This window comes from Staphylococcus sp. aM (genome assembly GCF_052975125.1).
In genome coordinates, this window is record NZ_CP121447.1 from 2,347,012 (window position 1) to 2,370,605 (window position 23,594).

The window sequence follows — 23,594 nt, forward strand, 5'->3', positions numbered from 1 at the left end:
AATAAAAGGAAATTCGCTCAGTCTCGTGCCCTATTTATATCTTGTAATCGAATACGTTGTTGACCGTCTTCATCAAAATTATTCGGACTTAACCACTGTTCGAAACGTTCGTTTAATACCGGCCACTCCTTATCAATCATTGAGTACCATGTTGTATCCCTATTACGTCCCTTATATATTACCGCCTGTCTAAACATACCTTCATACATAAATCCTAACCTCAATGCTGCCTTTCTAGAAGGTTCGTTTAAACTGTCACATTTCCATTCATATCTACGGTACCCTAATTGTTCAAACACATATTTAGCTAATAAATATTGAACTTCAGTGGCGACTTTCGTCTTTTTTAATTGATTTGAATAATGTACATTTCCAACCTCTATCTTGCCATTAATCGAATCGATATTCATTAGTGATAAGTAACCTAATGCTTTTTGACAGTTATGATCAATAATTGCAAAGTAATACGAGTTTACATTAGACATTAAACCTTTAATATAATCTGCAAAAACATCGTAATCATGGATGGGTTCGCTAAACAAATAAGTCCAATTTGCATCATTATCTTCATTGCATAATACGTTAAACAAATCATTAATGTGTGATTCACTTAATTTAACTAATGAACTATACCGTCCGTCTAATTGTTTAATATCTGGGAAATTTAGCGGTTCAAAATCTGTTACTGACTCACCTATTGGTTGATGATGTATATTCTTTTTCATAAACAACCATCCCTTCATTTTTGAAATCTTAAAATGTATTATAACTGATTCCGTTCTATTACGTGCTTTATAATAATCGATTATATAATATGAAATGAAATACTATAGTATTGTTTATTTCTAATACCTTTTGCATATAAAATATTGTATAATTGAAATAATTATAAATTTCAAATATATGACTATCACACATTAAACCTTGTACTACATACAATAATTCTATGTGCTTGATAGTAGGGAAGGCATTCGTTATGAGCAAAATAATTATGATTTATCTCGCATTATTAATTACATTATTTCGCTTTTTCTTACCTATCCATCCGTCATTCGAAACATTATTATATTGGCTATTTATTCTTTATATGATACCAATCATTTTATGCATCATTGGTTTCAAAGGTGACAAATTAATTGCCACTATGATTATGATTCCAAACTTATTAGGTATTATTTATCGACTGTATGTCTACGTTATGTACTTGATATATTTGAAATAAAAAAACAGTATGACCTCTTTCATTCTCGTAAGATCATACTGCTCTATATAATTTAACCTTGGTTAATCAGCTTCTCAAAATTATCTTCTAATTTAAATACAATTACTCTCTCTCCAGTAACTGTACTCAAATCACTATGAAAGCTACTTACTTTGACACCAGTAATTTCAAATATAAGATCATTGAGATCATCTTGCCCTGACTCCACTAATTCAGATCTTGTTCGTTTGATATTCAACAATCCTTCATTGGTTTCACACACACGATATTCTGCAGGTGTTAATATACCTTGTAAATTGATAATGACCATATCTCTTAATATATCTGTCTTAACCGATAATGAACCTCTACCTAAAAAATCTTTTTCCCATTGCGTGATGGCTTTACTGATTTCAGCTTCATATACACCTTTAGATTTTTTCATATAGACGACTCCTAAACATTGATTAATTATAGTTTAACATCTTATCTTTGATTCGGAAATAACATGATTATCTCTATAATCAACAATTACTTTTTTACATACCGCCTATATTTTACCAATCTTTCCAACTATTATGTTCATCTATACTTGCTAGTCTCACCCATCCATGGTCTACTTTTTGTGCAAATTTCTGATTTTCAGTAAGTAATCTTTGAATATGTGTGTCTGGTGCTTGAATAACCACTAATAAGCGTACTGGGGAATGATAAATCTCATTATCTTGTGCCATCACTGATTGCCATGGTAAACCATACATTAAATCACTAGAGTTACCTTGCATGACACCAAGTCCAGATGTTACAGATTGTGTTCTTTTATTACCACTGCCATAAAAATGAGGTGCCACAGTAGACGCGTAATATTGTAAGTTAATCCATTGTGCAACAAGCGCTGGTCCTGAAATAATTGTATTTAGAATATGGCCATCTTCATCTTGTGTCCAATCATAATTATGCAAGAATGCACGTGCTTCTAAATTACTGTTTTCAGTAATCGAACGTTTCCCAATAATGAATTCTGCGTTTTTAGCTAAGCCCCATTCAGGTCTGATTTCACTCCAGTCACTTGCATATTGATAGGCTTCAGCAACTGGATCTTTATGCACTTTATCTAAGTTAGGTAAATGTGCTAAACGCTCTAAATTAGACTTATAACTCACTTGAGGCATAACCGATTCTAATAAATCAAATGCCTGTTGTGCACTTTGCGTTAATTCTGGTACATAAATCCACTCTAATTCATCTACAGAGGTTTTATGTTCGGCTGCTACAAATACAGTTTCATCTGGTATGATGATACCGTCTTCTTTAAGTGCTGTTTTGACTGATGTTTGATTACATAATATCGCTAATAATTTAGCATTGAATCCGCTAGACGCGCCACCACAAGCACCACATTCTAGAGAAGAATGATATGGATTATTATGCGATTCACTACCGTGTCCACCTAAAACAACAAGCGGTGCAAAATCTTTAGTTAAATCCATTAATTGTAATGCTTGCTTACTAAATTGAATTTGTTCTTCTTCTGTTAATCCAATTGGTAATTCCGAATAAACATGATGTTCACGAGCAATTGATAATTTTGTCTCAGGTTTTTGAAGCCATTTCTTTTTAAATCGATGGACAAACTGCCTAGCTTGAGTAGGTATGAGTGTATTAGCAATCGTATTTATACTTAAGAACGGACCGCTTAATTCTGGTAATAATAAACTAGGCAATACATTATGTTTCATTAATTTAAATGTATAAAACATTGAAGTGATCGTATGTTGTTGTTGCTGATAACGTTCTAGTTGATGTCGTTCTGCATATTCTTGAATTTTATATGCTGGCGGCACCATCACTGGTAATGATTCATGCTCAAATTGTGCGTCAATCACTTCTTTTTTTATAGGTAAACCAAAGAATCCTGCAATACCAATCGTTTCAAATGGTCCTTCACCTTCAAGATGACGACGAAATGGTTCAGAACGGACATCGATACAAAATGCTAACTGTGCTTGTATCTTTTGAGACTCATTTTCAGATTGCGATTCATAAATTGTATTGACTAAGTCACGTTCATGCGTTTCTTCCCAAGCGTTAAGCCATAAATTTTGAAAATATTGGCGCTGAAATTGACGCGCAAAATTTAAATATCTCAACTTTAATTCATCTGACAAATCAATCCATTCTTCTAACGATAATTCCGCATAAAACATAAACGCACTCACTAATTCAATTTCTTTATGATGATGTAGCTCTGATAATTGAAATTGGTCTTTGGTAGTGGTTAATAATATCCATTCAGTAGCTAATCTGATTGCTACATAATCTGTTAACAATTGACGTTCTGATTCATTTTCTTCTGCTCTGTAATACATCATCCCTGCCCATCCAGGCAAAGCCAGTAACTGACCTTCTATATAAGATTGCCAATGATTTTTAGAAATATCTAACTTTGATAATACATGCTTAATTAATTCATGTGACTTTGATGGCAAATGACGAATCAATTGTCTAGCTGCTTTAGTTAAAGCAGGATCATGTTGTGCTAAATGTAACCATGCTGTATAAAAGCCTTCTTCTCGTTTAGGCATCGTCCAACTTGATTGAAATTGATCTAAGTACAATTTAGACCACTTGATGATATGTACATCTACCTCATCAATTAACATTTCATTTTGATGATTTACACGGTCCGCACTCTTAGGTCTATGTAAATTTGTTGGCTTATTCTTTTTAATTTGATTAGGTAATGAATTCAAAATATCATGGCGTATTTGATTTCCTAAAAAGCGATCTGGCACACGCTTAATATATTGGATGTTTTTGATATAGCGTTTTTCAAGGTCTGTTTCAATGTTGATTTCCGACGTTTGAAGCGCATCATTTAATAAAGATTCAAAAATATCTATATCTATTTCCCCATGTGCTTTAGCATCTTCGATAGCATTGTAATTAGGATACATATCAACATCTCTAATATCCTTCAACCATGTTGCCACTTCATTAAAAGTTTGATTTTCTAAACCTTCCCAAGGATTTCTTGCGGCGAAAATTGAAATCGGAGATAACGGTGTAATGACACGTTTCGCTTCTGAGACAATCATTTCTATATCATTCTGTTGTTGTGAATTAACCATAGTTTTCACCCTTTTATAAATACTTTTTCAAATAGTTCGGATGGCTTTCAATGGAAGCAGATTTTGCTTCACCCAATTTAACTAGCCATAAATACAACACAGCAAAGGTATGTGAATTCCGATGACGTGCTACCCAAATACTTAGAATGCTTCCAAATACAATGATACCAATGCTTAATATACTACTTAGTAATGGTGGATGTGTCACACTTATATGCACTGTGTTTAATAAATAATTAAAGAAATGATGTGTCACGATATAAACTAAAGCAACAATAACAATCATGCCGATACCAATCAGTTTGCCCATTGCAGATTTACTAAACGCAATGAGTTGATTCCATGACACCATTAATGACCATGCTAAAATTAATGCACTAATCAATTCATATGCGCTGTGATCGCTATTAAACCAAAAGACAAATGCAATCACTATCGCTAACAATCTGCCAAGTACAATCCAACTATATGATTGCTTAGCTGTAAGTGGTGTAGGAATATTAAACCTACCTACAACTGAACCAGATTGTAAAAATAATGTAGCCTTAAATACACCGTGCAACACTAGATGTATAATAGCTGCTGAATAAGCACCTAATGCACATTGTACTAACATAAAGCCCATTTGACTCATCGTCGATCCAACAAGTTGTCGTTTATAGTCAACATGAACTAGACTTATCCCTGAGCCTAACAATACAGACACACTCGCAATTAATAACAACACTGTAATAGCAATTGGGTTATCAAATACCGGGGAGAATCGAGTTAATATAATGCCACCAGCATTTACTATGCCTGCATGCATAATTGCTGATACAGGTGTAGGTGCCGCAACAGATTCTATCAACCAACTTTGGAAAGGAAACTGAGCTGCTGGGATAATCACTGCAAGCACAATAAATAAATCAATAATCAATTTCATACCAAAAGACAGGTGACTATAATCAACAGCTACTGCGTCGATATACCAATGACCTGTTGAAACAAATAACAATAGTACGGCAATTACTAATGATAACCATCCAACGACAAACAATTTAGCTGAAATTTTCGCTGCCTCATGTGGCACTTTCCAGAATCGATTGACTCTAATTAATAAAGTCAGACACAACAACGTTGCGCCCCAACTTAAAACCATTAGTCTTAGATCCCCACTTAACCAAGCTACAGACGCAAATACAGTAATGAGTGTAAACAGTGGAAAATATTGTCGATAGTTTTTATCACCAAGTAAATAACGCACACAAAACTTTTGAATAATAAAACCTAATATTAAAATAAAACTCCCCATTAACCACGCTAATTTATCCAACGTAAAAGGTCCAATGATCACTGAATTATTTACAGTAAATAATCCAATAAGACCTACTATGATTGGTAAAACAATAATATACATATGTATCTTGATATATTGCGTAGGAACTGAATCAGATAAAAATATTAAGCCACTTAACATCGCTAGCAACAGTGTAATAAGAAACAAAATTAAGAGTACACTCATACTTACTCTAGATACCTCCTTTATAAAGATTCGATCATTTGAATTTATGCATAATAAAAAGCCTACAATAGTCACTTCCCCAACTTTTACAAATGGGAAACTTGCTACTGTAGGCTTCATTTCAACTTGAAATATGATCATTAAGGTTTCAACATTAAACAAATATTAAGGCACACTTTCTAGCTAAAAAGTATGCGTATTAACGTACTGTCTATACATGTTAAACTCTTTCATTTATTAGATTGATTATATTTCCATTTAAAAAGCTACCTGTTTATCAACATATCCGTTCAAACGTCAATTACTCCTTTTCTTTCGATATACACTTAAAAATCATTAGCATATATCGCTAGCTAAGGCTTAATTCTACTTTTGAGCATAACAATATAAATATAGTTGATTATATTTATTATGTCAAACCTCATACAAATTAAATCTCTTTCCCCTAAAAACCCATTATATTACAACTATAAAACAGCTTTGTAAAGCTTGTGTAAACGATTCCAAAACAGTGCACACTTAGGCATGAGAGACTGTACTGTTTTCATATAAATGGGCCACTTATGACCTCTAACATACGAGTTAGGAAATTTCATCATATCTACTGAATATCCTCGTTACAATGTAATTAACAAATCAATCGAGGGAGGTAATTATCATGGGAATCATTTCAGGTATTATTTCTTTAGTTAAAACAATCATCGACCTTGTTAAAGGCAACAAATAATTCGTATTATTACTTGCTATACGAACTTAGATATCACTAAAAATTGAAATTGGAGGGATATAATCATGGGAATCATTTCAGGTATCATTTCTTTAGTTAAAACAATCATCGACCTTGTTAAAGGCAACAAATAATAAGATGACTTAAAAACTTGTACAAACCCAAAATAAACTACAATTGATAGAAATGGAGGACTAAATTATGGAAATCGTAACAAGCATCATTTCAATTATCAAAACAATCCTTGGCTTCTTCAAATAATAAATAATGATACATAAAAGAGGTGGGACCTATCGTCCTACCTCTTTTAGTTTGGCCATTAACATCTATTTCATAGTTAAAATATAAAATCAAACAATGTCTTTATCGTATCGTTTTCGATAATGATAAATATACCTAACCCTATATAAACAACTGCCATAATCCAACGATTAAATTTTTCAACGATTTCTCCAATATCCTTAATATCAGCTAACCGTTGTGCTGTATAAATAAGTACAAAAATAAGAATAACGAATACAATTAGCGTCACAATAAGCTGACTGAAATTTAAAGATACAAAGTAAGGTACAAACAGACCTATATTATCTGCACCACAACTTGCTATCGTTACCAGAGCAACAATTCCCACTAATTTTGACAAACCCTTATCATTTAAAGCGTCTTTTGCTCTTTTTTCTCCTTCACAATCATCAAAAATTGCAACTTTAATGCCTAAATAAATGGGTATTAAACCTAATAATCCTAGCATCCATTTTTCAGGAACATAGTGTAATACAAATGCGAAAAATAAACTAATGATAATTAACGTCATCGATCCTAAAAATTGTCCTATATAAATGTCTCTATATTCCTTTTTAGTATGAGCTCTAGCGAAATATATCAATAAAATGACTAATAAATCAATCGCCGTTGCTGTGTATAAAACTATTGCTGTAAATATAATTGAAAGCACTAATATCACACTCCATCTATACATAGCTATTGTACATCATCTAATTTCATTTCTTAACATCGGTCATAGATAACATAAAAAAAGAGATTAGAACATCATTAAGCTCCCCCACTTTAAAAGCAAAGTGTGACACCTCGATATCAGGAACTCTCAGATTAGGTTACAATACGTCAAAAATTAAGAAGCATCTGGTTTAAATGTAATATTTAACGCATCGATTAGATCCTAAAGAACTTTGTTCTAACCTCTTATTGGATAAAATGATTTTTCTTTATAATAAAAATTATCATATCTATATAAGAAAAGATATAGATATTTCGTGAAATTATTTGGTAATGCCATATTTTTGATATATAAACATGTTGCTGGTAACTATAGATGAAAGGATTAATATTTGAACCTTTATCCTAAAATTAACAAATGATCATTTTGTTAGTATCATTAAATAATTATAAAAAGATTTAAGTTTTCTATTGTAATGCAACTTATTTCGCATATAATTGGGGGTAACAAAGGTTAAAAAATGATAAACACACATTTCAAATGATTTTATACTAAACAAACACAAAGGGGATTTATATTTTGTCATATTTCAAACCAATTAAAACATTGATTTGTAGCACATTAATCGCTTCACTTGCAATGTCTGCAACAGCCACAATGTCACATCAAGCACATGCAGATACCGATTATTATTATCGTGATGGATTAAATTATCCTTCCGATCAACAAGCATATCAAAAAGCTAAAAAAATTAGTAAGCGTTCGATTAGCATTCAACATTACACGAAAGCGAATCAAAATAATTTAAAAGCCATTGGTCGAGTATCGAACATGAACGGTCACAAAGGGAAAGGGAAAGATTCGATGGGGACAGGCACTGTTATTGGTAATCATACTCTAATTACAAATGCACATGTCATTGATGATAAAAATGGAAAAGCCGCTTCCGCTAAATATATTACTTTCGCAATGAATCGTGATGGCAAACATATCCCATATAAGTTCCATGCATCTGATGTAAAAAAATTACCGCATTATGACATTGCTATTGTACACACTAAAGAAAAAATGTCTAAATATGCTAAGCCTATTCGTATCGCATCAGATAAAGAAATTAATAGTTTGAAATTTAATACACCACTATATTCATTAGGCTACCCTTGGCAAAATGGTGATAATACGAAAGCCTATTACAGTCAATTAAGATTTACACAATTTTCAGCCAATGGTACTGAAATTATGACTAAAGATATCTTTAGAGCAGGTGCCTCAGGTTCTCCAATGTTAGATAGCAAATATTCTAAGATTTATGGTCTGCGTACTTACGGTTATAATCTATGGAATAATTCTACTGACAAATACGCCAAACAAGAAATGGCAGGCGGTGAATCATTTAAAGGTAAAGCTGGTCAATTTGTAAAAGATAATATTAAATAATATCAAAAGGTACGCAAATCACTACAATTATCATCTAAAGTAGTGTCATTGCGTACCTTTATTTTTATATGTTTTTTTCACGTGAAACTTTTTTATTCATCAATTGTAATTATTGTTGTGTGATAGTCCAATGATATGGGTCTGAAAATTGTGACCAGTCTGCATCAATTTCACGACTATCTAATAAACACTGATCGAGTGATTTAACTATCTCTTCTTTCTCTATATCTGTTCCAATAATTACAAATTGTGTATGTCTATCTCCATATTCAATATCCCATTCTTTTGCAACATCTGGACGTTCTTCCAAAATACTTTCCTGTTGTGTTCTAGACATACTAGCTACCCAATACGTCACTGGATGAATGGAGCATGATGACCCTGCTTGTGATAACAGGCAAGCAACTTGATTATATTGTGCTAACCAGACAATACCTTTAGCCCTTACAATGTTATCTGGCATTTGTTCTAACCATGCATTAAATCTTTCAGCATGAAATGGAAGTCGACGGCGATACACAAATGAAGAAATCCCATACTCTTCTGTTTCAGGTGTATGTTCAGCATGACCACCTTCTGTTAATTCTTTAATCCATCCTGCAGACTCACTCGCCTTTTCAAAATCAAAACGTTGTGTATTCAACACTTCTTTTAAATCTACTTCTGAATTAACTGTTTTAATGATCTTAGCATCTGGTTGCAATGTAGTTAAGATTTGTTCTAAACGTCCTAATTCTTTTTCGGAAACTAAATCCGTTTTATTGATAATCATTACATCACAAAATTCTACTTGGTCAATCAATAAATCAGCAATTGTTCTTTCATCTTCATCACTTACACTTTGATCACGATCTATTAATAAATCCTCTGAATTAATATCATTAATAAATCGATTTGCATCAACAACTGTAACCATCGTATCTAATCTACAAATCGCTGTTAAATCAATACCTAATTCTTCATCTATATATGAAAATGTCTGAGCGACGGGTACAGGTTCAGAAATACCAGTAGATTCTATGACAATTTGATCGATGCCACCTTTTTTCACAATACGTTCAACTTCTTTGAGTAAGTCATCTCTTAATGTACAACAGATGCATCCATTAGATAGCTCTACTAATTTTTCATCCGTACGTGACAAGCCCCCGCCTTCTGCCACTAAGTCTTTATCAATATTAACTTCACTCATATCATTTACAATAACTGCGATACGTCGTCCTTCTCTGTTTTGTAAAATATGGTTTAATAATGTCGTCTTACCAGAACCTAAATACCCACTTAAGACAGTTACTGGAATTTTAGCCATAATATACGCCCTCTCTTATTTGTAAATAGTAATTATTACGTTTTACATTCTATAGGATTAATTCCGATTTATCAATAACGATTTTTAACTTAATAGGGCCATTCATCATATTATTTTTACAAATATAAAAAGGCATAGTCTTAAGCATCTAGGATTTTTACCTTCCCTAAATACTTTTAACTATACCTTTCAATACAAAGAATAATATATTAAATCAATTCATCTATGCGTTTAAAAAAGATTTTAATTGTTCATAATCTGTAGCACCTTGTTTAACGGCTGCTTGTGCTATTTCTTCTCTCATATCTGCATTCACAGTATTATATTGATATGCTTGTAAAATTGACACCACTTCGTCACTAGGTTTTACAACATAAACATCTTTCCCGTCAGCTTTCATTTGTTCTACGAGTTGATCAAGCGCATATGGTGTTTCAATTGGTAAGTTAGTAGTTAACACAATCACTTTAACTGCATCATCAACGACATCAGGATTTTCCATTGAATAAGACCCACCATCATAATAGTGGTATCCATTAATTGGAATCGGTTGCCATACACCTTGTAAGGCAGAACTCGCTGCTAGTGCATCTATTAATGCTACACCAGATTGTGCATTAAATACTTTACGTTCAGATGTCTCTAATTCTGTTGCGACAATATTTAGTTTGTCATTCCATTCTAACGGCACACTACCTAATCGATTTCTAATCATATCACGACGTGCGTCTAGTGATACATTGGGTTGAGTATTTTTAGAGATTTCTCCCATACCATCAACCCAAGCCTTAGTTGATTTACTTTCTTTCGCTAATTGATCAAATGCTTGGAATAATTCTCCCATTTCTTTATCAGAAATAGGTGTTGTTTCATTAACCTTTTCAATAATTTGCTCCTGCCAAATTGTATCCCAATCAATCATTGACGATATCGTTGTACTTACTTGAGACCCTGCAGATGTACCAATGATATAATCTACAGTTCTTAAATCGATCCCTTTATCAAACAATCCTTTTAAATATCCAATGTGAAATGCGATGCCATAATGACCGCCACCACTTAGTGCTAATGCTACTTTTGAATTCATATGAATTAACCTCTTTATCTTTTATATTCGTTTACAATTGTAACTGGTAATTACATGTAGGTAAATTTTTAAGCATTGTAGTATAAAAAAGTCCTCTAACCTATACGGTTGAGGACTATATCATAGTATCTTATTCCCATTCTATTGTGCTAGGTGGCTTAGAGGTAATGTCATAGACAACGCGGTTAACATGATCCACTTCATTAACGATTCGACTTGAAATCTTCTGTAAGACTTCCCAATCGATACGCGCAAAGTCACTTGTCATACCATCAATTGATGTTACAGCACGGATACCGACAGTGTGATCATATGTACGGTAGTCTCCCATAACACCTACAGATTGAATGCCTGGTAATACAGTGAAATATTGCCAAATGTCTCTTTCAAGACCTTCTTCTCGCACTACTTCTCTTAAAATCGCATCTGATTCTCGTACGATTTCTAATTTATCTTCCGTAATTTCACCAAGCACTCGGATACCTAAACCAGGGCCTGGGAATGGTTGTCTCCATACTAAATGCTCAGGAATACCTAATTCGATACCTAATGCACGTACTTCATCTTTGAATAACGTATTAATCGGTTCGATAAGTTCAAATTCCATATCTTCTGGTAAACCACCCACATTATGGTGAGATTTAATTGTTTGAGCTGTTTTTGTACCTGATTCAATCACATCTGTATAAAGCGTACCTTGGGCTAAGAAGTCTACACCCTTTAACTTAGATGCTTCGTCATCAAATACATAAACGAATTCATTACCAATAATTTTACGTTTCTGTTCTGGATCTGATACACCAGCTAATTTTTTCATGAAACGATCTTGTGCATTTACACGAATAATATTCATGTTAAAACCTTCACCGAATTGTTCCATAACCATGTCGCCTTCACCTTTACGAAGTAATCCATGGTCAACAAAGATACAAGTCAGTTGATCACCAATTGCTTTGTGTAGTAATACCGCTACTACAGATGAGTCAACGCCACCACTCATCGCACATAATACTTTACGATCTCCTACACGTTCACGAATTTTTTCGATTTCAATTTCGATAAAGTTTTCCATTGTCCATTCGCCTGTACAATTACAGACACGACGTACAAAGTTTCTTAAAAGGTCATTACCGTATTCCGTATGGCGTACTTCTGGATGGAATTGTACGCCATAGATACGACGTGATTTATCTTCAATTGCAGCATAGTTTGTGCTTGGACTATCTGCAATCACTTCAAAGCCTTCAGGAATTTCAATGACTTTATCTGAGTGACTCATCCATACAGTTTGTTCAGATGGTAAACCGAAGAATAACTCGTCAGATTTTGCATTAATAATTGCTTTACCATACTCACGCTCATTAGCACGTTCCACTTTTCCGCCTAATAATTTAGTCGTAAGTTGCATTCCGTAACAAATACCTAATACAGGGATGCCTAAATTATAAATTTCTGGATCAATAGTGAATGAACCTTCTTCATAAACTGAATTAGGCCCCCCAGATAATATAATACCTTTAGGGTTCATTCGTTTAATTTCTTCAATAGAAATTTCATGGTCGTGCAATTCGCTATATACACCCATTTCACGTATACGTCTTGTGATTAATTGGTTGTATTGGCTACCAAAGTCTAGGACAAGAATTAACTCTTGCTCTTTCGCCATTTCCATAATTGTCGTTCTCCTTTAAATCTATAGTTAGAATGAATAGTTTGGTGATTCTTTAGTAATTTGAACATTATGTGGGTGACTTTCTGCTAAACCAGCAGGTCCCATGCGTGTAAATTGCGCTTCTTCACGTAACGTTTCTAAATCTTTAGAACCAGTGTAACCCATACCTGATCTTACACCGCCCATAAGCTGATAAATTGTATCTTGTAAAGGACCTTTGTAAGCTGTACGTCCTTCAATACCTTCTGGTACAAATTTCTTAGGTGTTTTATCTTCTTGGAAGTAACGGTCATTTGAACCTCTTTCCATTGCACCTAATGAGCCCATGCCACGGTATACTTTGTATTGTCTACCTTGGAATACTTCAGTTGCGCCTGGGCTTTCTTCCGTACCTGCTAATAGACTACCTAACATAACAGCATGTCCACCAGCCGCTAATGCTTTAATAATGTCACCTGAGAATTTAATACCACCATCAGCAATAATTGCTTTACCATGTTTACGTGCTTCAGTTGCACAATCGTAAACAGCTGTAATCTGAGGTACACCTACACCTGCAACGACACGTGTTGTACAAATTGAACCTGGACCGATACCAACTTTAACAACATCTGCACCCGCTTCAAATAAATCTTTTGTCGCTTCTGCAGTGGCAACATTACCAGCTACTAAAGTAATTTCAGGGAATTTATTTTTAATATGTTTAACTTGTTCAATAACACCTTTTGAGTGACCATGTGCTGTATCGATAACAAGTGCGTCCACACCTGCTTCAACTAATTTTTCTGCTCTAATGTCAGTATCTTTAGAAATACCGATTGCTGCCGCTGCTAATAATCGGCCATTAGCATCTTTTGCTGCATATGGGAATTCAAGCACTTTTTCAATATCTTTAATAGTAATTAATCCTTCTAAACGACCATTTTCAACTAAAGGAAGTTTTTCAATTTTATGTTCTTGCAAAATTGCTTCTGCTTCGTCTAGAGTCGTACCTACTGGAGCTGTGATTAAATCTTCTTTTGTCATAACATCTGAGATTTTAATAGAAAAATCTTCAATAAAACGTAAGTCACGGTTAGTTAAAATACCTACTAACTCTCTGTCATCTAAATTATTTACGATTGGTACACCTGAAATACGATATTTACCCATTAAAGCTTCTGCTTCATATACACTTTCGTCAGGTGTTAAATAAAATGGATTACTAATAACACCATTCTCTGAACGTTTTACTTTTTGTACTTCGTCAGCTTGTTCTTCGATACCCATATTTTTATGGATAACGCCTAGTCCACCTTGTCTTGCCATCGCAATAGCCATTTTAGATTCTGTAACTGTATCCATACCCGCAGAAATGACTGGGATGTTTAATTTAATTTTATCTGATAAGCGAACACTCAAATCAACATCGCTTGGTAGTACGTCTGATTGAGCTGGAATTAATAATACATCATCGAATGTTAATGACTCTTTAGCAAACTTATTTTCCCACATTTAAAAACAGCCTCCAATATTATATAGTTTGTTCTATTATTTCACATTTTCTTCACTTTGTTTATAGTTTATACCATTAAAAAAGAAATTTAAGATAATTGCAGAGATGGCACCTAACACGATACCATTTTGTGTTAACCAAGCAAATTGTTCCCCTAACCCTTTAAACGCTTGAGGTACAGCACTAATACCGGTACCTAAACCTACAGACACTGCAATAATTAATAAGTTATTTTGGTTAGCAAAATTAATATTACCTAAAATACTAACACCGTATGCCATTACCATACCAAACATCGCTATCATCGCACCACCTAAAACTGGTAATGGAATAATATTAGCTAAGGCACCTAGCTTAGGAATGCAACCACATATAAGTAATAAAATAACCATGCCATAGATAACTTTATTTTTCTTAGCACCTGATAAAGATACTAAACCAACATTCTGTGAATATGCTGTATAAGGGAACGCATTAAATAATGACCCAATCACAATTGCAAGACCTTCCGCAGTGTAACCCTTACGAAAATCTTTTCGTTCTAATTTCTTCCCAGTAATCTCACTTAATGCGTGATAGACACCAGTAGATTCGATTAAACTCACCATAGCGACAATAAAGAACACTAAAGTTGCACCTAAATCAAAGCCAAAGCCTGAAAAACGAAATGGCATAGGAATACCTACCCAATGCGCTTCACCTACTTGCTTAACATCTACAAGACCAAAGATTGCTGCTAACACTGTTCCAATGATTAATCCAATTAAAATTGCAATTGATTTTAAAAATCCTGTCGTAAATCGTTGCAAAATCAGTATCACAATGAGTGTAACCCCACCTAATACTAAATTCTTTGGATCACCATAGTTTTTAGCACCTTCTCCACCAGCTAAATAATTCATTGCCACTGGCATTAAATTGATACCAATAATCGTCACAACACTTCCTGTCACGACAGGTGGGAAGAACTTAACTAAATGAGAGAAGAATGGTGCAATGATAATCACTAAAATACCTGATAAAAATAATGAACCATATAATACGCCTAGTCCTTTTGTCTGTCCAATTAAAATCATGGGTGCTACTGCTGTAAATGTACACCCTAATACAATTGGTAATCCTGTACCTGTGACTTTGTTCACTTGTAAGAATGTCGCTACACCACACATAAAAATATCGACTGTCACTAAATAAGCAATCTCTTCTGGTGTGAATTTCAAACTTGTTCCTACAATAATAGGAACTAAAATCGCGCCGGCATACATCGCTAATAAATGTTGAATACTAAGAATGAAATTTTTCATTAATTTTCACCCAATAACGTCACTTTATTACCTTTTAATGATGCTACTTTACATAAAGATGATACGTTTAGACCTTCTGCTTCAAGTCTTTGTCGTCCATTTTGGAAACTTTTCTCAACAACGATACCAACACCTGCTGTTTTAGCGTTAGCTTGTTTAACAATATCGTTTAATCCAAGAGAAGCATCACCATTTGCTAAGAAATCATCAATAATTAAAACAGTATCGTTTTCCCCAAGGAATTCTTCAGAAACAATAACCGTGCTTGTTTTATTCTTAGTAAAAGAATGAATATCTGTTTGATAAAATCCATCCTTCAAAGTACTTGGTTTAGCTTTTTTAGCAAATAAGCAAGGTACATCAAAATGGAATGCTGCCATTATTGCTGGCGCAATACCTGATGCTTCAATAGTTAATATTTTTGTAATTCCTTCATTCTTGAATTGTTCAAAGAATGTTTGCCCTACTTCATTCATTAACTTTGCATCAATTTGATGATTTAAAAAACCATCTACCTTAAGTATCTTTTCATCGATGACTACACCATCTTCTTTTACTTTACGTCCTAACGACTCCACCCAGAAAACCTCCTCAAAATTATGTAATCCATAGACTTGTTGATACAAAAAAATCCCCAAACTTTCAATAAGTTTCAGGATCTATGAGGGAACGTGCAATACATTGCGTATAATTGCAAATAAAGAAGTAGATACGCCAAATTAATCGATAATTAAAAATGTATACAATAAGATACAGAGGTTCCTTTGTATGCTATTTAAAGAAACTTATATCAACGACACATTACACTAGTCCTTCGTGTTGTTTGAACGATTTAAACTGCTCCTAAGTATTGAATTGTTACCCATAGTCATGTCGTTCAAGGCGACATGGTAGAAACTTCTAAAGCCATATTCTTCAGATTATATGAGTCATATAAATTATTTAATGATGATAGCAAATTTTAGCTACTTTTTCAATATCTATTAAATTACGATCATCGTTGAATTAACAGTATTTTTACTGAAAGCGTTTGATATATAATTCAAAATTAAATTTGGTAGATAAAGTAGTAAAATTATATATTTATATAAACAAAAGTTTTATAATTGAATGGTAAGGGTATAGATTTTGAAAGTAGAGAAAATATAAGGGGCGATAATCATGGCAGAAATTACAGTAGTAAAAGACAAATCAGAATTATACAACGTGATTAACCAAAAGAAATCTGAAGGCTATTTAGAAAGTGAATTAGCGGTTATTAGTCGTTCAAAATTACATTTAGATGATTTACACGACTCTCAAATTAGTTTAATTGCTACAAGCGGCTCATTCAGTGATCGCATGTCTAGATTACTTATCGGTGAAGATGGTGAACAAGCTGTTCTTACAAGATACGATTTAACTGATGAAGAAATCGAAAATCATAAACAAGATATTCTAGACAACAAAATTTTAGTTGTTGCAAGACGCGACCGTTCTTCTCATAACGAAGTAGAAGAAAATAATGCAGCTTACGAAGAACTTGATATCACACATTATGCTGCTGAATCTAAAGGCCCAAAAGCTTAAGACAATCTCGTGAAAATGAAATGGATATAAAAAGGACACCATAACTTGTACGCTAAGCCGTTTAAGTTGTGGTGTTTTACTTTATAAATTTATCCATTAACAGAAATAAACATATGCTATAATTTAAAAAATATATTTTTGGGGGTGCCATGATGGAATTTAAAACGATAACGTCTGTTAAAGATCCATATTTCAAAGAAGCATTACAAATTTACGACGCAAAGTTAGATATTAGCCTCACCGAAGACAGCCATATTTTTAAACAATCATTAGAAAACAATAAAACCGAAAAGGATTATGCCTTTATCGTTGGCATTGAAAATAATGAAGTAATAAGCATGGCAACAGCACATTATGAAGCGACTACTAATTCCGCCTTTCTTATATACCTTATTACCAAAAATAAAGACAATCATGATGAGGTAATGTCTATGACCTTGGATAAAATCGAGGAGCAACTCAATGTCTACGCTAATGAAATTCATGATCGAAACATTAATTTTATTATGATGGAAGTACCTAAAGAACCACTAACAACTGATGAAGAAACAAACAAAGTGCTTGAGCGTCGTCGACAGTTTCTCTATGAACATCAATTTGAAAAACAAAGTGAAATTGATTATATTCATCCCAATTATACAACCGACGAAAATCCGAAAGACATCGACTTATTTATCAAAGCCAATATTGTCTTATCCAAAGATATTTACGGTACAAGTGTGAAGTCTAATTATATTTTGAAATATGTCTTTGCTAATGGCATTTCAAGAGAGATTATATACCCTCTATTAGAAGAGATGAATTTAAGAAGCCCACTTTAACATTACTTGAAATCAACTATAATTAACGGTAAACTATCATATGAGGTAAGACTGACGTTTCACTAACCGAAGACAAACGTCAGTATACATAAACCATATATGAAAGGACTTTATTAATGTTAACTAAAGAATTCGCACAACGCGTCAAGCTAAGTGAAAAACAAGTCCGTAAAATCGTCCAACATTTAGAAGAACGTGGCTATCAACTTAGTAAGACAGAGTACCGTGGACGTGAAGCTACTGATTTTAAAGAAGAAGATATCGAATTATTTAAAGATATCGCAGATAAAGTAAAACAAACGAATAGCTATGACTTAGCATTTGAAGAACTTGAAAAAGAAAAAGACTTCCTTCAAGTATTAGTAAAAGAAGATAATAGTCAATTACCTACTGATCAGAATATTTCACAACTAGTTGAAGACTTACGTAGTGAAATACAAAAAATGCGTGAAGAACGTCAAATGTTAGGTCAAATGATTAGTCAAGTGCACCATCAACAACAGGAACTTAAAGAGTTACAAAATCAAATCACATCTAAAATTGATGCAAATACTGAATCATTAAAAGCTATTCAAACAACTCAAGATGCAATCCAGTCAACACAGCAATCTCACACTAAAAAATTAGATGAACAACAAGCTATTGCTTCTGAATCAAGTGCAAGTCATCAGTCAAGCCAAAGTCATCAACCTAAACAATCTACGTCACTTACATCAAGTGAAAGCAATTCAGTAGCAGCAACTTCCACTTCAACATCTCAACATTCAAATAGTTTGAGCAAAGCTAACGAAGTGACAAAAAGTGAGAGTACTTCATTAAGTACATCTGAGCAATCAACAGCTCAATCAGAATCAACATCATACACTACTTCAGAGTCTCAAGTTTCAAATACAAATAATCATACCGAGTCACAATCATCTCCTCTAGGCCACCCAGAACCTAAAGAAGAGAAAAAAGGCTTTTTCGCAAGATTATTTAACTTATAGTAAATATAAGGTGAAGATAAGTTAAGACAAAAGTGTGTCACTTTATGTCTCAACCAATGCTTCACCTCTTTTTTATGTCAATATCTTACTTATATTCTTATATTGATGTTATAATATATAATACTAAATATATATAAATAATGTTTTACGCTATATCACAACAAAGGACTGACACACTATGAGAAAAGCGACACAATCATTAATCAAAAATCAGTTTAAAAGAAAAACCTCCTTTTTAACTAAACCAATTAAAACATTTAATAAATCCCCATACTTCAAAAAAGTGATGACCTATGCACATTACTATGAAAAGAATAACGTTAATCCTTCCCACATACTTTATCAAGTGACCGATGGCAAAAGCATGACTGATAGTCCATACGCCATTTTTTTATATTTAACGCGTCACAAGGCCTACCAGCACTTACACCATACTTGGGTTGTAGATTCTGAAAGTACAGCTCAACATTACCGTAATCAATTTCAACATTTATCACATGTATCGTTTGTTATTAAAGAATCAAAATCATATTTAAAAGCATTAACCACTTGCAAATATCTTATTAATAACGCTACATTTCCAGCCTATTTTACAAAAAAAGAAAACCAAGTCTATATCAACACGTGGCACGGCACACCATTAAAGCATATGGGATTAGATATTCCTCATTCTTTAATCAAAACGCAAAATACAATGCGTAATTTTTTAATTTCTGATTACATCATATCGCCAAACAAACACACAACTACTATATTAGATCATGCTTTCAAGTTGTCACCAATTTATCAGGGTAATTTTTTAGAAATAGGTTATCCACGTCTTGATTTAACAATCAATTCAACAGAAGCAGATATTAGAAAAGTCTTAAGCTCATTTGTACATTTAAATCAGGAAAAAATAATATTATATTGTCCTACATGGCAAGGTACAGATGTAAATAAACCTATCATTGAAGAAGACAATATCTATAATGAAATTAAAGCATTAGAATCTATAACAGGTTATCAGGTGTTATTAAAAGTACATCCATTTGTATATAAAAAAATAGCTCATTCAGATAATTTAAAACCGTATCTTATACCTAATACTTTTGATACTAATCAATTATTATCAGTCGTTGATTTAATGATTACAGATTACTCTAGTATTTTCTTCGACTTTTTAGTCACTGATAAACCTATTATTTTTTATACAACAAATCATGATGAATACGCACGCACTCGTGGATTATATATTGATACAGAGCAACTTCCTGGTCCAATTTATACAAATATTAATGATGTCATTCAAGGTATTCAAAACGAAACCTATAAGCAATACGATAAAAATTATCAACAATTTAAAGCTCAATTCTGTTCATATGATGACGGTAACGCCTGTCAAAGATTAATTAAAGCAATCTTTAGTACAACATTAAAAACAACACCTTCACATGCAAATAGTGAAAAGCAAAAGACGAAGTTACTATTTTATCCTGGCGGTTTAAAGAACAACGGTATTACTACTTCGATGTTGAACTTACTTGAAAATATTGATTATGAAAAATACGACGTCACATTAATGGTGACAAATAGCAAAAACATTGAATTTAAAAATAATCTCAATCAAATAAACGGTAATGTCAGAGTATTATTTAGAAGTAGCCCTTTCCTTACTTCATTTAAAGACTTATATCGAGTAGAATTTATTAGACAACGTGGTGTATATCATCACTTTGAAGAGGTTATTCATCCAAAGCACCTCTATCGTCGTGAAATGAGAAAAGTATTCGGGGATATACAATTTGATTATGCTATTGATTTTAGTGGGTATGCATTTTTCTGGGGAAATTTGGTATTAGCTGCTAATGCGAAGAAAAAATATATTTATATGCATAGTGACATGCAAGATGATCAAAACAGAACAGTTAATGGAAAACGACCCCACTACCAAAATTTAAAAACATTGTTTAGTATTTATAAACGTTTTGATAAACTAATTAGCGTATCTGAAGCAACAATGAAAGTGAACCAACGCAAATTTTCATCAACAGTACCCAAAAATAAATTCAATGTCTGTCGAAATACAATCAATTACTCAGAAATCAAACGTCTAATGAATGATGATAGTGAAATTTATAATAAAGATGGCAAACAAGTTATCGTCTCTTATTCAGATGGAAACTTGTTTAACACGACATTTGATCAGAGTCACTTTAATATCGTCTTTATTGGTCGATTATCACCGGAAAAAGGTATTGATTTACTCATTAAAGCAGTTCATGAATTAAAGACGAAGCACCCACACATCCGACTTTATATTTTAGGTGATGGACCATTAAAAGAAACATTTGTAAACATGATTACTCATCTAAATCTAGAACACAATGTGTTTTTATTAGGCCATTAACGTAATCCATTTTATTTATTAAAACGTGCTAATTTATTTGCTTTGACTTCACATTATGAAGGACAATCAATGGTTATATTGGAAGCTTTATCTACTGGAACACCAGTATTAGCATCTGACATAATTGCAAATCGTTACGTTTTAGAAGATGGAAAATACGGTATGCTAGTTAAAAATGAGATCCAACATATAGCCAATGGTATTGAAACATTCATTAAAGGTACACAACCTAGCTATAGTAGATTTGATGTAGAATCTTATAACAAAGCAGTTATGGATGAATTTTATAGTTTATTAGATTAACTTAAATCATTACTTACCATCTTATTACTCCGTTACATATAAGTGTTACATTCCAATTCTTTTATTTGGAATGTAACACTTATTTTTATATCTATCTTATGATATCCCACAAATAAAATTATTTTTTCAATCAATTTAATACTTTGCACATTTTTAATTATAAAAAATATACCTTTGAAGTTTATAGCCTTGAATTATAAAAATATGAGTAATATTCTTAATACATAAATTTAGAACATAATAATTAAAAAGGAGTGTTATTCATTGGACTCATTTTTAACTGTGATTAATGTTATTGTGCTCATTGCCTTCATTATTATGCTAAATGTCATGGCTAAAAGACACATTTCATTTCCTAAACGTGTATTTACTGCCTTAGCTATAGGCATTATTTTAGGCATCGCAATGCATTTAATCTATGGAGTCGACTCAAAAGTAATCAAAACAACAAGTGATTGGTTTAGTATCGTAGGCGATGGTTATGTCGCACTATTACAAATGATTGTCATGCCGTTAATTTTTATTTCTATCGTTTCTGCATTCAGTAAAATACAAATTGGGGACAAATTTGCTAAAATCGGTAGTTATATCTTCATGTTTTTAATTGGGACTGTAGCTATAGCTGCCTTGGTTGGTATTGGATATGCGTTACTCTTCGGTTTAGATGCATCTTCCATTGATCTAGGTAGCGCTGAACATTCACGCGGTAGTGAAATCACTAAAGAGGCTAAAAATTTAACTGCGCATACGTTACCACAACAAATCTTAGAATTATTACCTAGCAATCCATTCTTAGACTTTACAGGTGAAAGAACAACATCTACGATTGCGGTCGTTATCTTCGCGTCATTTGTTGGATTTGCATATTTACGCGTTGCACGTAAAGAACCTGAACATGGTGACACACTTAAACGTGGTATTGAAGCGATTTATTCTATTGTCATGGCTATCGTAACCTTCGTATTACGATTAACACCTTATGGCATCTTAGCTATTATGGCTTCAACGATTGCTACCAGTGACTTTGCTGCTATCTGGACTCTAGGTAAATTTATGATAGCGTCTTATGCAGCATTAATCACAATGTATATCATTCACCTCGTCATTTTAACTATCCTTGGTATCAACCCAGTCAAATATATGAAGAAAACATTTGAAGTATTGGCCTTTGCCTTTACATCACGTTCAAGTGCTGGTTCTTTACCGTTAAATATTCAAACACAAACAACACGTCTTGGTGTACCTGAAGGTATCGCTAACTTTTCCGCAACATTCGGTTTATCTATTGGACAAAATGGTTGTGCAGGTATCTATCCTGCGATGCTTGCAATCATGGTTGCACCGGTTGCACATGTAAATATCGATTTACAATTTATCGTGACATTAGTAGCCGTGGTTATTATCAGTTCATTTGGTGTTGCTGGTGTAGGTGGCGGTGCTACATTCGCATCTATATTAGTCTTATCAACACTAAATTTACCGGTTGCATTAGCCGGCGTCTTAATTTCTATCGAACCTCTTATTGACATGGGTCGTACTGCTCTTAATGTTAATGATTCTATGTTAGCAGGCACAGGTACTGCCAAACTCACTAAAAATTGGGACAAAAAAGCATTCGAATCTAATGAATATGGTGAACTGACAACAGATTAAATATTTTAAAATAAAAGGGAGGAGACAATTAAATTGCCTCCTCCCTTT

The 23,594-nt window shown here is 33.1% G+C and carries 19 protein-coding genes, 1 pseudogene and 1 riboswitch; of the genes and pseudogenes, 9 read left to right on the plus strand and 11 right to left on the minus strand.

Annotated elements, in window-relative coordinates:
- Positions 1-17: 17 nt before the first annotated feature.
- A complete protein-coding gene (locus tag P7F85_RS11545; RefSeq protein ID WP_002466444.1) occupies positions 18-725 on the minus strand; it encodes a GNAT family N-acetyltransferase in 708 nt (235 codons plus the stop codon).
- A gap of 251 nt (positions 726-976) precedes the next feature.
- Here P7F85_RS11545 and P7F85_RS11550 point away from each other — a divergent pair, with 251 nt between their 5' ends.
- Complete coding sequence (locus P7F85_RS11550; RefSeq protein ID WP_015365379.1) at positions 977-1,222, plus strand: hypothetical protein; 246 nt, start codon at positions 977-979, stop codon at positions 1,220-1,222.
- Between the two features lie 52 nt (positions 1,223-1,274).
- Here the strand turns inward: P7F85_RS11550 and P7F85_RS11555 are convergent, their stop codons facing one another.
- From P7F85_RS11555 to P7F85_RS11565, 3 genes are all read right to left on the minus strand, one after another.
- Positions 1,275-1,646 (minus strand): DUF2294 domain-containing protein, encoded by a 372-nt coding sequence (locus tag P7F85_RS11555; protein ID WP_002466421.1) that lies wholly within the window; start codon positions 1,644-1,646, stop codon positions 1,275-1,277.
- A gap of 112 nt (positions 1,647-1,758) precedes the next feature.
- Complete coding sequence (locus tag P7F85_RS11560) at positions 1,759-4,332, minus strand: DUF2309 domain-containing protein (RefSeq protein WP_002466423.1); 2,574 nt, start codon at positions 4,330-4,332, stop codon at positions 1,759-1,761.
- 13 nt (positions 4,333-4,345) lie between these two features.
- The gene (locus tag P7F85_RS11565) at positions 4,346-5,836 is read right to left on the minus strand and encodes an NADH dehydrogenase subunit 5 (RefSeq protein WP_031464133.1); all 1,491 of its coding nucleotides are present in this window, start codon (positions 5,834-5,836) and stop codon (positions 4,346-4,348) included.
- 658 nt (positions 5,837-6,494) lie between these two features.
- Between P7F85_RS11565 and P7F85_RS11570 the strand changes: the two genes are divergently transcribed.
- Together P7F85_RS11570 and P7F85_RS11575 are read left to right on the plus strand one after the other, a co-directional pair.
- A complete protein-coding gene (locus tag P7F85_RS11570) occupies positions 6,495-6,563 on the plus strand; it encodes a hypothetical protein (RefSeq protein ID WP_219350386.1) in 69 nt (22 codons plus the stop codon).
- A gap of 65 nt (positions 6,564-6,628) precedes the next feature.
- Positions 6,629-6,697: a hypothetical protein gene (locus P7F85_RS11575; RefSeq protein ID WP_219350386.1), complete on the plus strand. Its 69-nt coding sequence runs from the start codon at positions 6,629-6,631 to the stop codon at positions 6,695-6,697.
- Between the two features lie 203 nt (positions 6,698-6,900).
- Here P7F85_RS11575 and P7F85_RS11580 read toward each other — a convergent pair whose 3' ends face one another.
- Entirely contained in the window at positions 6,901-7,518 is a 618-nt protein-coding gene (locus P7F85_RS11580; RefSeq protein WP_002466443.1) for a CadD family cadmium resistance transporter, read from the minus strand.
- A 582-nt stretch (positions 7,519-8,100) separates the two neighbouring features.
- Here P7F85_RS11580 and P7F85_RS11585 point away from each other — a divergent pair.
- Positions 8,101-8,958: a trypsin-like serine peptidase gene (locus P7F85_RS11585; protein ID WP_002466435.1), complete on the plus strand. Its 858-nt coding sequence runs from the start codon at positions 8,101-8,103 to the stop codon at positions 8,956-8,958.
- Positions 8,959-9,067: 109 nt separating this feature from the next.
- On the opposite strand, the gene P7F85_RS11590 is transcribed toward P7F85_RS11585, so the two are convergent.
- From P7F85_RS11590 to xpt, 6 genes are all read right to left on the minus strand, one after another.
- Positions 9,068-10,267 carry a GTP-binding protein gene (locus P7F85_RS11590; protein WP_002466424.1) on the minus strand — a complete coding sequence of 400 codons (1,200 nt, stop codon included), beginning with the start codon at positions 10,265-10,267 and terminating at the stop codon, positions 9,068-9,070.
- 223 nt (positions 10,268-10,490) lie between these two features.
- Positions 10,491-11,354: a patatin-like phospholipase family protein gene (locus P7F85_RS11595; protein WP_002466451.1), complete on the minus strand. Its 864-nt coding sequence runs from the start codon at positions 11,352-11,354 to the stop codon at positions 10,491-10,493.
- 130 nt (positions 11,355-11,484) lie between these two features.
- A complete protein-coding gene (gene guaA / locus P7F85_RS11600; RefSeq protein ID WP_002466433.1) occupies positions 11,485-13,026 on the minus strand; it encodes a glutamine-hydrolyzing GMP synthase in 1,542 nt (513 codons plus the stop codon).
- A 27-nt stretch (positions 13,027-13,053) separates the two neighbouring features.
- On the minus strand, positions 13,054-14,520 hold the full coding sequence (gene guaB / locus P7F85_RS11605; protein ID WP_002466427.1) for an IMP dehydrogenase: 1,467 nt from the start codon (positions 14,518-14,520) through the stop codon (positions 13,054-13,056).
- 36 nt (positions 14,521-14,556) lie between these two features.
- Positions 14,557-15,825 (minus strand): xanthine permease PbuX, encoded by a 1,269-nt coding sequence (gene pbuX / locus P7F85_RS11610; RefSeq protein ID WP_002466441.1) that lies wholly within the window; start codon positions 15,823-15,825, stop codon positions 14,557-14,559.
- Entirely contained in the window at positions 15,825-16,403 is a 579-nt protein-coding gene (xpt, locus tag P7F85_RS11615; protein ID WP_002466419.1) for a xanthine phosphoribosyltransferase, read from the minus strand. Before xpt ends, pbuX begins: the two co-directional genes overlap by 1 nt.
- 267 nt (positions 16,404-16,670) lie before the next feature.
- Positions 16,671-16,773: riboswitch (purine riboswitch) on the minus strand.
- 213 nt (positions 16,774-16,986) lie between these two features.
- Between xpt and P7F85_RS11620 the strand changes: the two genes are divergently transcribed.
- The 5 genes and pseudogenes from P7F85_RS11620 to P7F85_RS11640 all read left to right on the plus strand — a co-directional run bounded on the left by P7F85_RS11620 (position 16,987) and on the right by P7F85_RS11640 (position 23,546).
- Positions 16,987-17,394 (plus strand): general stress protein, encoded by a 408-nt coding sequence (locus tag P7F85_RS11620; protein WP_002466426.1) that lies wholly within the window; start codon positions 16,987-16,989, stop codon positions 17,392-17,394.
- A gap of 152 nt (positions 17,395-17,546) precedes the next feature.
- Complete coding sequence (locus tag P7F85_RS11625) at positions 17,547-18,215, plus strand: hypothetical protein (protein ID WP_002466432.1); 669 nt, start codon at positions 17,547-17,549, stop codon at positions 18,213-18,215.
- 116 nt (positions 18,216-18,331) lie between these two features.
- Positions 18,332-19,201 carry a hypothetical protein gene (locus P7F85_RS11630; RefSeq protein ID WP_002466420.1) on the plus strand — a complete coding sequence of 290 codons (870 nt, stop codon included), beginning with the start codon at positions 18,332-18,334 and terminating at the stop codon, positions 19,199-19,201.
- Positions 19,202-19,379: 178 nt separating this feature from the next.
- Positions 19,380-21,893: pseudogene (locus P7F85_RS11635) on the plus strand (CDP-glycerol glycerophosphotransferase family protein).
- Positions 21,894-22,157: 264 nt separating this feature from the next.
- The gene (locus tag P7F85_RS11640) at positions 22,158-23,546 is read left to right on the plus strand and encodes an L-cystine transporter (protein WP_002466442.1); all 1,389 of its coding nucleotides are present in this window, start codon (positions 22,158-22,160) and stop codon (positions 23,544-23,546) included.
- The last annotated feature ends 48 nt before the right edge of the window (positions 23,547-23,594 follow it).

What these genes read in the sequence shown, in the direction of transcription:
- P7F85_RS11630 (WP_002466420.1), top strand. Translation starts at nt 18,332, where the DNA reads ATGTTAACTAAAGAATTCGCACAACGCGTCAAGCTAAGTGAAAAACAA.
- pbuX (WP_002466441.1), bottom strand. Translation starts at nt 15,825, where the DNA reads ATGAAAAATTTCATTCTTAGTATTCAACATTTATTAGCGATGTATGCC.
- P7F85_RS11550 (WP_015365379.1), top strand. Translation starts at nt 977, where the DNA reads ATGAGCAAAATAATTATGATTTATCTCGCATTATTAATTACATTATTT.
- guaA (WP_002466433.1), bottom strand. Translation starts at nt 13,026, where the DNA reads ATGGAAATGGCGAAAGAGCAAGAGTTAATTCTTGTCCTAGACTTTGGT.
- P7F85_RS11595 (WP_002466451.1), bottom strand. Translation starts at nt 11,354, where the DNA reads ATGAATTCAAAAGTAGCATTAGCACTAAGTGGTGGCGGTCATTATGGC.
- P7F85_RS11555 (WP_002466421.1), bottom strand. Translation starts at nt 1,646, where the DNA reads ATGAAAAAATCTAAAGGTGTATATGAAGCTGAAATCAGTAAAGCCATC.
- P7F85_RS11545 (WP_002466444.1), bottom strand. Translation starts at nt 725, where the DNA reads ATGAAAAAGAATATACATCATCAACCAATAGGTGAGTCAGTAACAGAT.
- P7F85_RS11590 (WP_002466424.1), bottom strand. Translation starts at nt 10,267, where the DNA reads ATGGCTAAAATTCCAGTAACTGTCTTAAGTGGGTATTTAGGTTCTGGT.
- P7F85_RS11560 (WP_002466423.1), bottom strand. Translation starts at nt 4,332, where the DNA reads ATGGTTAATTCACAACAACAGAATGATATAGAAATGATTGTCTCAGAA.
- P7F85_RS11625 (WP_002466432.1), top strand. Translation starts at nt 17,547, where the DNA reads ATGGAATTTAAAACGATAACGTCTGTTAAAGATCCATATTTCAAAGAA.
- P7F85_RS11565 (WP_031464133.1), bottom strand. Translation starts at nt 5,836, where the DNA reads ATGAGTGTACTCTTAATTTTGTTTCTTATTACACTGTTGCTAGCGATG.
- P7F85_RS11620 (WP_002466426.1), top strand. Translation starts at nt 16,987, where the DNA reads ATGGCAGAAATTACAGTAGTAAAAGACAAATCAGAATTATACAACGTG.
- guaB (WP_002466427.1), bottom strand. Translation starts at nt 14,520, where the DNA reads ATGTGGGAAAATAAGTTTGCTAAAGAGTCATTAACATTCGATGATGTA.